The sequence below is a fragment of the Enterococcus sp. DIV2449a genome (assembly GCF_051711225.1).
In the GTDB taxonomy this organism is placed as follows: domain Bacteria; phylum Bacillota; class Bacilli; order Lactobacillales; family Enterococcaceae; genus Enterococcus_D; species Enterococcus_D casseliflavus.
On sequence record NZ_JBIOME010000001.1, the window covers coordinates 3,000,002 to 3,011,486 of the forward strand.

Below are 11,485 nucleotides of genomic sequence, written 5' to 3' on the forward strand. Positions count from 1 at the left end.
CTCCCTAGAGAAATGAGGAAAATAATGTCAATTGGTACTGGCATAGCTACAGGAAAAATCATCTTAATGGGTGAACATTCAGTTGTTTACGGTGAACCAGCAATTGCTTTCCCTTTTGCGGGAGCAAAAGTACAAGTCGAGATCACAGCAAATGAAACAAACACCTTGATTTCAAGTTACTATCACGGTCTGCTTGAAGAAGTCCCCAGCCACTTAAAAAATGTCAAAGACTTGCTGCATCGTCTGCAACAAGATTTCCACACGGGTCCTTTTGCAACCTCCATCGTCAGCACCATCCCTTCTGAACGGGGAATGGGTTCTAGCGCGGCGGTCGCTGTTGCACTGACTCGCGCTTTTTTTGATTGGATCAAAAAAGATTTTACAAAAGAAGAATTGATGACCTATGTCAACTTTTCTGAAAAAATCGCTCACGGCAATCCTAGCGGGATCGATGCTGCGGCAACCAGTGGGACGGATGCCATTTACTTCATCAAAGGGCATCCCATCACTTCGTTTCCCCTCACGATCGACGGTTATTTGCTCGTCGCTGATACTGGCATCAAAGGGCAAACGAGAGAAGCTGTCAAAAGTGTCGCCCATCTTTTTGAAACCAGCAAGCAGCTGGCTAGTCAAGCGATCCAGCGTTTAGGGATCGAAACCAAAAGAGCCAAAGAGGCCATCATAGCCAATCAATTAGAAGTATTAGGCGAAAGCATGAACAATGCCCATCAGGCACTGCAGCAGTTAGGAGTCAGCAATCAGCAACTGGATCAGTTGGTTTCCTCAGCATTGGCACACGGGGCTTATGGGGCGAAGCTGACCGGCGGGGGCCGAGGCGGCTGTATGATCGCACTAACCAAAACGAAGGAACAGGCTGAGAATATCAGCCGTATTTTATTGTCCGATGGCGCTCGTGCGGCATGGATACAAGGATTAGGAGTTTATGAACATGTATAAGGGAAAGGCTCGCGCCTACACGAATATCGCATTGATCAAGTATTGGGGAAAACAAGACGAAACTTTCATTTTACCGATGAACAATAGTTTGTCCCTGACCCTCGATGCTTTTTACACAGAAACAACGGTGGCTTTTTCACCCGATTTTACACAGGATCGCTTTACATTGGATGGTGTGGTGCAAACAGACGCTGCCACAAAAAAAGTTGCGGACTTTTTGGATCTGGTACGAAAAAAAGCGGACTGCCCGTGGTATGCCACGGTGGAAAGTCAAAACTTCGTCCCAACCGCTGCTGGACTTGCCTCTTCTGCCAGCGGATTAGCGGCATTGGCGGGTGCCTGTAGTGAAGCACTGGACTTAAACTTGTCGGAGCAAGAGTTATCCCGTTTGGCCCGTCGCGGTTCTGGTTCGGCTTGTCGGAGTATCTACGGCGGTTTTGCTGAATGGCATCAAGGCACCGATGAGACTTCTTTTGCCACCCAAGTGCCGTCGAATGGCTGGGAAGAAGAATTGAGTATGATTTTTATTTTGATCAACGCACAAGCCAAAGAAGTCTCCAGTCGTGAGGGGATGCGCCGAACCGTTGAAACCTCTAGCTTTTATCCAGGCTGGCTTTCTGCCACTGCGAGCGATCTCGTGAAAATGAAACAAGCGATTGCCGAAAAAGACTTTACTGCTTTAGGTGAAACGACCGAGGCCAACGCCTTGAAAATGCATGGAACGACCTTAGCCGCCGAACCACCTTTTACTTATTGGTCTTCTGAATCTTTGCGAGCCATGGAATGTGTCCGAATGCTGCGAAAAAAAGGATTGGCTTGCTATTTCACGATGGATGCTGGTCCCAATGTCAAAGTTTTATGCCAAAAACAAGAAGAACAAACGATTTTACGTGAATTAAGTGCTCACTTTGCCTCAGAACAATTAGTAACTGCTCATGCGGGCAAAGGATTAGCCTTTTTACCGGTGGAAGAATCTTCCCCTATCAACTAAGAAGCCATTAAGAAGCCATCGATTAGGAGTGTCGAAATGATTGAACTATCCGTTCCTGGAAAACTATTTATTGCTGGTGAATACGCCGTTGTCGAACCTGGTCATCCTGCAATCATCGTTGCCGTTGACCAATTTATCACGGTCACTGTTGAAGAGGCCCGTAAAAACGGCAGCATCCAGTCTGCCCAATACAGCGACCTGCCGATTCGCTGGACGCGTCGCAAAGGCGAATTAGTCTTAGACCACCGGGATAACCCGTTCCACTATATTTTGGCAGCCATTCGTCTGACGGAAAAATATGCCCAAGAAAAAGGCATCCCCCTTTCCTTTTACGATTTAAAAGTGACCAGTGAACTGGATAACTCGAATGGTCGCAAATATGGCCTCGGTTCCAGCGGTGCCGTGACTGTTGCCACGGTCAAAGCATTGAATCTGTACTATCAAATGGAAATGGATCGGTTGACCCAATTCAAAATTGCGGCTCTTGCCCATCTCGCTGTTCAAGGCAATGGGTCGTGCGGTGATATTGCGGCCTCTTGCTATGGCGGCTGGATCGCTTTTTCAACCTTCGATCACGACTGGGTCTTAGCCAAACAAAAAGACCATACCTTAACAGAATTGATCGCTTTCGATTGGCCAGGATTATCGATCCGTCCCTTGACGGTTCCGAAATCTCTTCGACTGCTGATTGGCTGGACAGGCTCTCCTGCCTCCACCTCTGATTTAGTGGATCAAGTCTATCAATCCAAAGAAGAAAAAGAAAACGCCTATGCTGCCTTTTTAGCAGCCAGCAAAGACTGCGTCAATCGATTGATCGACGGCTTCTTAAATGAAGACAGTCGCACGATCAAAAAAATGATCACGGAAAATCGAAAGCTCCTGCGAGAGTTGTCTGCACTAACTGGTGTACCGATTGAAACCCCCGCACTTAAAAAGCTTTGTGATCTAGCAGAAAATTATTGTGGCGCAGCCAAATCTTCTGGTGCCGGCGGTGGCGATTGCGGCATCGTGATCGTTGACCAGAAAACCGGTATTTTACCATTGATGAGTGCGTGGGAAAAAGCCGAGATCACCCCATTGCCGCTGCATGTTTACCATTACCGGGAGGACCTATCATGAATCGAAAAGATGAACATGTTTCCTTAGCAAAAGCGTTTCATAAAGAACACAGCAACGATTTTGATGCAGTTCGCTTGGTCCACCAGTCCTTTCCGCAAATTGACGTGGCTGATGTGGCAATTACGACGACTGTCTTTGACCGCTCATTTTCCAGCCCTTTTTTCATCAATGCCATGACAGGCGGCAGTGAAAAAACCTTAAAAATCAATCAAGAGTTAGCAGAGATCGCGCAAGCCTGTGATTTGATGATGGCAACCGGCTCCGTTTCGGCTGCCTTAAAAGACCCAAGTGTCGCCGATTCTTTCCGCATCGTCCGCAAAGCCAATCCTGACGGCTTCTTATTAGCCAATATTGGTGCGGGCAGTCCCGTTGAAAATGCACAACGGGCAGTAGAACTGTTTGGCGCCGACGCCTTGCAGATCCATCTTAATGCACCACAAGAATTAGTGATGCCCGAAGGCGATCGTCAATTTAGCCAATGGCTGTCCTTATTGGAAAAAACGATTGCTTCCGTTGCCGTTCCGGTTGTCATCAAAGAAGTCGGCTTTGGGATGTCCCGTGAAACGATCCAGCAGTTACTGGCGATCGGCGTACAAACGATTGATGTTGCTGGTAGCGGCGGCACAAGTTTTACGCAAATCGAAAATGCTCGTCGAAAAAAACGTGAATTGGCGTATCTTGATACCTTCGGCCAATCCACCGTGATTTCCTTGCTGGAAGCAAATGAGATCCAACAGCCCTTTACCCGCATCGCTTCAGGCGGCGTTCGGGATGCTTACGATATCTTCAAAGCACTTTGCCTTGGTGCGGATAGCGTAGGACTATCCGCCACGATCCTCGTGCTGCTTTTGTCAAAAGGCAAAGAAGAAACCATCGCCACCTTACAATCATGGAAGGAACAGCTGCAGCTGCTCTACACAATGGCAGGACAGACAAGCACTAAAGACCTCACCAAGGTTCAGCTGATTTTTTCTGGCGCTGTCAAAGAGTGGTGTGAAGCACGTCAAATTCCCTTAGCAAAGTATAGTTTGCGTTGAGAGATCCAATCGCTGACTACCACATCAAATAAGTAAAAGCAGTACAATTCGTTTTTTATTGTGCTGCTTTTTTTGTGTTCTTTTTTCTATAATAGTAAGTTTCCATTTATCATTTGGATAGTAGCGTTATTTAATCGCTACTTGATAATCACTTTCATTATCAGGTACGTTGTTTTTTTACCATCTTGTTTTCGAATGTGCTATGCTCAAGTTGAGGGAGGAACAATCGATTATTTCTTGAGAAAAGGATCGGTTTTTCATTCCTAGACTACATTCAAAAGGAGGCGTTTCTTATGAGTAAATCAGAATCGTCGGCTGTTTTTTCAACGATCGCTTGTTTGCTATTGATGGCAACTGGCTTTCTTATGGCATCTTTTTCCATTCCTTATAGCTTTGTCCCTTATCTGTTAGCGATTCTTGCTGGTGGTTGGAAACAAACCTGGGAAGGCACGCAAGAATTGGTGCACGACAAACGGTTAAACGTCGATCTATTGATGGCATTAGCCGCCATTGGTGCCTGTATCATTGGTCATTGGTTTGAAGGGGCGATGTTGACCTTTATCTTTTGTTTGAGCGGTGCCCTTGAGGAATATACGACCAACAAAAGTACGCGAGAAATTAGTTCATTAATGGCACTGCAACCAACGACTGCCTTAAAAATGATTGAAAGTGGAGAGCTCGTCGAAGTACCAGTGGAAGCCCTTCAGTTAAAAGATGCGATTATGGTGGCAAAAGGCAGTGCGATCCCGATCGACGGTATCGTGATCCAAGGAAACAGCAGCGTTGATGAGGCGGCCATCAGTGGCGAATCCATTCCTGTCGAGAAACGTTTGGGCAGTGAAGTATTTGGCGGAACCATCAACCTCGGTCAGCCATTGTACATTGAAGTTACCCAAACGAGTGAAAACACCCGCTTTGCAAAAATCATTCAATTGGTGGAAGAAGCACAGCAAATGCCAAGTCAAACGGCGACCCTGATTGAAAAAATCGAACGGATCTATGTGCCGATCGTCTTGATCGCCGTCCCGCTAATGATCGTTTTGTGTACGTTTTTCACGAATTGGGGGTTCCAAGAAAGCTTTTATCGCGGCATGGTCTTACTGGTGGTGGCATCTCCTTGTGCCTTAGTCGCCTCTGCTACTCCTGCGACCTTAGCAGCCATTTCTCACGCTGCTCGTTTGGGCGTTTTATGCAAAGGCGGACAAGCCTTGGATGCCTTTGCCAATGTCAAAGCGATCGCTTTTGACAAAACCGGAACGCTGACTCGTGGCAAACCTGCTGTCACTGATGTCCATCTGTTGCTGGATGAACCCTTTATTCCCCAACTGATCGTCGGGATGGAAAAACAATCAAATCACCCATTGGCTGAAGCGATCTTGGCGTATTTTCACGATGAAAAGCCATTGGAATTAGCCGTGGAAGAACAAGCGGGGGTCGGTCTAGCCGCCACTTACCAAGCTGCCCATTGGACGATTGGAAAAGAAGTCGATCTAACATCTGTTGCTGCCAATGAGCAAACTCGCATCCACGAATTGAAAGCAGCTGGAAAAACCTTGATTTATATCAATCGTGACCGTGTGTTAGCAGGGTATTTAGCGCTATTGGATCAGCCCCGTCCTGAAGCTCGTGAGAGTCTTGCCTACTTCAATGAGCAGGGGATTCACACGACGATGCTGACGGGTGATCATTTAGGTACTGCTAAAGTGATCGCAGCAGAAATCGGCTTGTCTGACTACGAAAGTGATTGCCTGCCTGATGAGAAAACCACTCGGATCAAAGAAATGAAAGAAACCTACAAAATCAATGCGATGGTCGGTGATGGGATCAATGATGCCCCCGCCTTAGCGACCGCAAGTGTAGGAATCGCGATGGGCGAAGGAACTGACGTCGCAATGGATGTGGCGGACATCGTCTTGATGAAAAATGATTTGCTGCGCTTGGTCGACAGTCACCGTTTGGCTAAAAAATTACAGCGGATCATCAAACAAAACATCGTCTTTTCTATCAGTGTCATCTTGTTGCTGATTGCTTCAAACTTCCTTGAATTTCTCACGCTGCCTCTAGGGGTCGTGGGTCATGAAGGAAGCACGATCTTAGTCATCTTAAACGGGTTGCGTATGCTTTTGCCATTACACAAAGAAACACCCCAGCAAGCCAAACCAACTCGCAAAGATTGTGATGATTGCGTTTTGTATCAACAGTCTTTGCATACGTGATCACTACTTGCATTAGAAAAAACGCCCGTTGTTGGCACTTCACTAGAAGTCCATCAACGGGCGTTTTGCTGTTTTTTCCTATTTATGCGTGATTGGCAAGTTGTTCCGTGTAGAGTTTGCCATCGTACATCTTAAAGAATGGATAATAGCAGAGAATGGAAACCCCTAAGTTGATCAAAGCGATCAGGATGGCTCGGAAATCACCGCCAGTTCCTAAAAACGCCCCAATTCCGACTGGCGAGATCCAGGGAATGCCAGTAATGACTTTATCGACAAAGCCAAATGAGCTAGCAAAGTAAGCAATCGTGACGTTGATCAAAGGGGTTATGATAAAGGGGATGATCAAATACGGATTGTAGACGATCGGTGCCCCGAAGATCACTGGTTCATTGATATTAAAAAGCCCTGGTAAGATCGCTGCTTTTCCTAAGACTTTGAGCTGTTGTGATTTTGCCACAAACAGCATCAATAAAACCAATCCAAGCGTACTGCCTGCGCCGCCCATAAAAATATACATGTTCACGAAATCCCCAGCAAAAATATTATTGGCACCATCGATATTTTCCGTTAGAGCCACCAAAAGGATGGGATTGATGAAACTATTTTTAATAACAGCCGTCCCATGAACCCCCACTGCCCATAAGAGATGGATAAGGAGCATAATCACGATGATTCCTAACCAAGAACCCGTCAACTCTTTCACGAATTCAAATGGTTTGGACAGCAATCCGTGAAGATCCGTGTGGAAAACCGCCAGTACCCCGTTGATCGCCACCATCAAAAAGGCGATCAAAATCGCTGGGATCAATGACGCAAATGCTTTGCTGACTCCATCAGGAACCCCTTCAGGCATCTGGATGGTGATCTTTCTTCTTACACAAAAACGATAGACCGACGTAGCAAGCACTGCGGTGATAATCCCAATAAAGATGCCTACCCCGCTAAAGCGTGTGATCCAACCGCCTATGGCGATTCCATTGTAAACAATGGCAGTTTCGCTGTCTGACTGCAGCAATTGAGCTGCCCCATCGGTAATGTCGACTTGGACGATCGTCATTAAAAAGGCAAACAAACTTAATAACGCCCCTACAAAACTGCTCATAGTCAAATGATCTTCTTTATGATAAATCTCAGTTAAATAATACCCTGTTGCTAAACAATAAAAAACAGCAATCGAGCCGACAGACATCGTGGTCACGACACTATAAAGCGGTGAAAATCGTAAAATCGTTTGTTCGAAAAAGCCAGCCAGTGGTGGAATGATCTGCGGTAAATTATTGATGATCAAAAAGATCGATCCGACGATCGTAAAAGGGACCGTAATAATCCCTGCTTGCATGATTGCGCGAATAAAGCGTAAATTCGCCAACTTATTCAAAGGCGGCATCAAACGCGTTTCTAAAAAGGTAAAAACACTTGTCATCGTTACTCCTCCAACGAAGGGATCGCCCCTTCTTCAATCAGCTTTTGATACCAATAAAAGCTGTCTTTTCTCACTCGTTTTTGTTCTTTTTCCTGTGCATCATTGCGATCCACGTAAATAAAACCATACCGTTTTCGAATCCCCTCATGTACACTGATCAAATCAATGGCAGACCACGGACTGTATCCGATCAGATCCACCCCAGCATTGATCGCGGCTAAGCATTGGCTGATATGCTGCGACAAATAATCGATACGGTACGGATCATGAACCGTGCCATCTGCTTCTAGATGATCTTCTGCCCCTAAGCCGTTTTCGGTAATGATGATCGGCAAGTGGTAACGATCATAAAGAGTCTGCAACGTCGTTTTCAGTCCCAAGGGATCGATGGTCCAATTGAAGGCATTTTTCTTCAAGAACGTATTGGTGAACCCTTTGTAAAAACCACGTTCCATAATGTCTTCACTTTGCTGATCGCTGATGCCGTTTTTCATGTCCCCAGCTTCCGTCGGCTGCTCCACTGTCACCGTGGTGTAGAAGTTCATCGCGACAAAGTCAGGCAAAGCCCGTTTCATCAACGCCTCATCCTCCGGACCAAAGTCAATCGTGAGCCCGTTTTGGTTCAAATAATCTTGAAAGACCGTGTTGTAACGACCGAAGCAGGCAAAATCAAGGTAAGCCCAGTTCCGGACACTGTTGAAGTACAACGCTGATTGGTTGTCTTCTGGTCGACTAGTCGCCGCATAGACCAACGAAATATTTGGCACCGGTCCGATTTTGCCATTTGGAACGATTTCATGACACGCTTCGAAGGCATATTTTTCAGCGATCATCAGGTGATGAAATTGCTGGTATTTTTCTGATAATGGAATCTTTTTCCCTAATATTTTTTGATCCACCAGCAGCATGATATTTGGTTCATTGATCGTCAGCCAGTGCGTCACTCGATCCCCATAGGCCGTAAACAGCGTTTTGGCATATGCGGCAAATGCCTCAACGGTGCTGCGTTTTGTCCAGCCGCCTTCGTCTTCCAATGCTTGCGGCAAGTCAAAATGGTTCAACGTCACAAAGGGCTGAATCCCGTGTTTCAGCAATTCATCAATGAGATCGCTGTAATGATCCAATCCTTTTTGATTGACGGTACCGCGCCCTTCTGGAAAAATTCGCGACCAAGCGATCGAAAAGCGGAAAATTTTGATCCCCATTTCTGCTAACAAGGCGATATCCTCTTTGTACTGGTGGTAATGGTCGACAGCCACTGTAAAATCTGCGATCTCATGGTTGTCTCTTGGACGAGTATCTTGGACACTCAGCCCCTTACCGTCGGTTTGATACGCCCCTTCGGTTTGGTGCGCGGAAATCGATGCTCCCCACAAAAAATCGGTTGGAAATGTTTGTTTCATATCGTACTCCTTATCCTAAATAAGATGCGTTTGACATCTTAGAATTATTGCTTGCATAGCAAAGACAATATTCTGAATTATCTCTTATTTTTCGCGGTAACGCAAAAAATAACTCCTGTCAAGTAAGACCCTCTTGAAGAGCTGCTACTTAGACACAAAAAAAGCAAAGTCCAGTTTCCTAGACTTTGCTTATGATTTAGAAGTAGCAGCTTATTTTTTCTCTGCTTTGTCTTCGTTCAATAGTGCTTTTCTTGAAAGGTTCACACGACCTTGTTTGTCGATTTCTGTAACCTTCACTAAGATTTCGTCGCCTTCTTTGACAACGTCTTCCACTTTGTTGACCCGTTCGTTCGCAAGTTGTGAAATATGAACTAAGCCGTCTTTGCCTTTGATCAAGTTGACAAACGCACCGAATTTTTCAATACGGACAACTTTCCCAAGGTACACTTCGCCAACTTTTACTTCTTTCGTCAATTCTTCAATGATCTTGATGGCTTTTTGGATCATTTCTGCATCAGCAGAAGCAATCGAAACTTTTCCGTCTTGATCGATATCGATTTTCACGCCAGTTTCATCAATGATGCCATTGATGGTGTCGCCGCCTTTACCGATTACATCTTTGATCTTCGCAGGATCGATTTGGATCATTTCGATCTTCGGTGCGTATTGGCTTAACTCTTCACGAGGAGCAGCCAATGTTGATGTCAATTCATTTAAGATTTCCATCCGTGCTTTTTTCGCTTGATCTAATGCTTCTGTCAAGATTTGTTCAGTGATTCCTTGGATCTTGATATCCATTTGTAACGCAGTGATCCCATCTTTGGTTCCAGCAACTTTAAAGTCCATATCGCCAAGGTGATCTTCTAAGCCTTGGATATCCGTTAAGATCGTGTAGTTTTCACCATCAGATACAAGTCCCATTGCGATACCTGCAACTGGTGCTTTGATTGGCACCCCTGCATCCATCAATGCTAAGGTTCCTGCACAAATACTTGCTTGAGAAGAAGAACCATTTGATTCTAATACTTCTGCAACAAGACGGATTGTGTAAGGGAAGTCTGTTTCATCAGGAATCACTTGTGCTAAGGCACGTTCGCCTAATGCACCATGACCGATTTCACGACGCCCTGGTGAGCCAGCACGACCAGTCGAACCAACAGAAAATTGAGGGAAGTTGTAATGGTGGATGAATCGTTTTGATTCTTCAACCCCTAATCCATCAATGATTTGGTGTTCACCTAAAGGTGCCAACGTACAAGCAGACAATGCTTGAGTTTGTCCCCGAGTAAATAGACCAGAACCATGAACACGTGGCAATAAGCCAACTTCTGATGCCAATGGACGGATTTCGTCTAATTGACGGCCATCCGGACGAATCTTGTCGATGGTGATCAATTCGCGTACCACATCTTTTTCAAGATCTTCTGCGATTTGTTTCACTTCTTTCAAGAATTGTGCTTCCTCTTCATGTCCAGCAAATTTTTCTGCATATACTTCTTTCACTGTGTCTTTGACTTTATCGATCTCGTCTTCACGAGCCAATTTTTCTTCCGTCATAACAGCAGTTTTCATTGTTTGGTAGTAGCCGTCGAAAATTTCTTTTTTCAAGTCAGCATCTACTTGTAACAATTTGACTTCCATTTTTGGTTTGCCCACAGCTGCGACAACTTCTTCTTGGAAGGCAACCAATTCTTTGATAGCATCAAAACCGAATAATAACGCACCTAACATGTCTTCTTCAGAAACTTCTTTCGCTCCTGATTCAACCATGTTGATGGCTTTTTTCGTTCCAGCTACTGTCAATTCGATATCAGTTTGTTCTGCTTGTTCTACTGTTGGATTCAAGACATATTCGCCATTGACCCGACCGACATCGACACCAGCGATCGGTCCGTCAAACGGGATATCTGAAATAGATAACGCTAAAGAAGAACCTAACATTGCTGCCATTGCTGGCGTACAATCTTGTTCAACACTCATTACGATGTTTGTAACTTGTACTTCGTTACGGAAGCCTTCCGCAAACATTGGACGGATCGGACGGTCGATCAAGCGGGCAGTCAATGTTGCTTCCGTACTTGGACGTCCTTCACGTTTGATAAAGCCACCAGGTACTTTCCCTACGGCATACATTTTTTCTTCGTAATTGATCGTTAATGGGAAAAAGTCGGTATCTTTTGCTTCCTTAGATGCAACCGCTGCACTTAGGACAACCGTGTCGCCATAACGAACCAATACAGCTCCGTTTGCTTGCTTGGCTAATTGGCCAACTTCTACTTCTAATGGGCGGCCGCCCCAAGTTGTTTTGAATACTTGTTTTTCTGTCATGTTCTGCTCCT

At 45.4% G+C, this 11,485-nt stretch carries 8 protein-coding genes; 5 read left to right on the forward strand and 3 right to left on the reverse strand.

The genetic code is table 11. The features are described from left to right. Positions 1-24: 24 nt before the first annotated feature. The 5 genes from mvk to IGI76_RS14295 all read left to right on the forward strand — a co-directional run bounded on the left by mvk (position 25) and on the right by IGI76_RS14295 (position 6,320). Positions 25-957: a mevalonate kinase gene (mvk, locus tag IGI76_RS14275; protein WP_206617834.1), complete on the forward strand. Its 933-nt coding sequence runs from the start codon at positions 25-27 to the stop codon at positions 955-957. Further along, complete coding sequence (gene mvaD, locus IGI76_RS14280) at positions 950-1,948, forward strand: diphosphomevalonate decarboxylase (protein WP_060791519.1); 999 nt, start codon at positions 950-952, stop codon at positions 1,946-1,948. The genes mvk and mvaD overlap by 8 nt, the downstream gene beginning before the upstream one ends. Positions 1,949-1,984: 36 nt before the next feature. Next, positions 1,985-3,067: a phosphomevalonate kinase gene (locus IGI76_RS14285; protein WP_016609860.1), complete on the forward strand. Its 1,083-nt coding sequence runs from the start codon at positions 1,985-1,987 to the stop codon at positions 3,065-3,067. Beyond that, on the forward strand, positions 3,064-4,104 hold the full coding sequence (gene fni / locus IGI76_RS14290) for a type 2 isopentenyl-diphosphate Delta-isomerase (RefSeq protein ID WP_060791520.1): 1,041 nt from the start codon (positions 3,064-3,066) through the stop codon (positions 4,102-4,104). The genes IGI76_RS14285 and fni overlap by 4 nt, the downstream gene beginning before the upstream one ends. 293 nt (positions 4,105-4,397) lie before the next feature. Further along, the gene (locus IGI76_RS14295; protein WP_438781648.1) at positions 4,398-6,320 is read left to right on the forward strand and encodes a heavy metal translocating P-type ATPase; all 1,923 of its coding nucleotides are present in this window, start codon (positions 4,398-4,400) and stop codon (positions 6,318-6,320) included. Positions 6,321-6,402: 82 nt separating this feature from the next. On the opposite strand, the gene celB is transcribed toward IGI76_RS14295, so the two are convergent. The 3 genes from celB to pnp form a co-directional block, all read right to left on the reverse strand. Beyond that, positions 6,403-7,743 (reverse strand): PTS cellobiose transporter subunit IIC, encoded by a 1,341-nt coding sequence (celB, locus tag IGI76_RS14300; RefSeq protein WP_060791522.1) that lies wholly within the window; start codon positions 7,741-7,743, stop codon positions 6,403-6,405. Positions 7,744-7,745: 2 nt separating this feature from the next. Beyond that, positions 7,746-9,146, reverse strand: a complete 1,401-nt coding sequence (locus tag IGI76_RS14305) for a glycoside hydrolase family 1 protein (RefSeq protein WP_060791523.1) — start codon at positions 9,144-9,146, stop codon at positions 7,746-7,748. A gap of 210 nt (positions 9,147-9,356) precedes the next feature. Continuing rightward, complete coding sequence (gene pnp, locus IGI76_RS14310) at positions 9,357-11,474, reverse strand: polyribonucleotide nucleotidyltransferase (RefSeq protein ID WP_005231801.1); 2,118 nt, start codon at positions 11,472-11,474, stop codon at positions 9,357-9,359. Between the last annotated feature and the right edge of the window lie 11 nt (positions 11,475-11,485).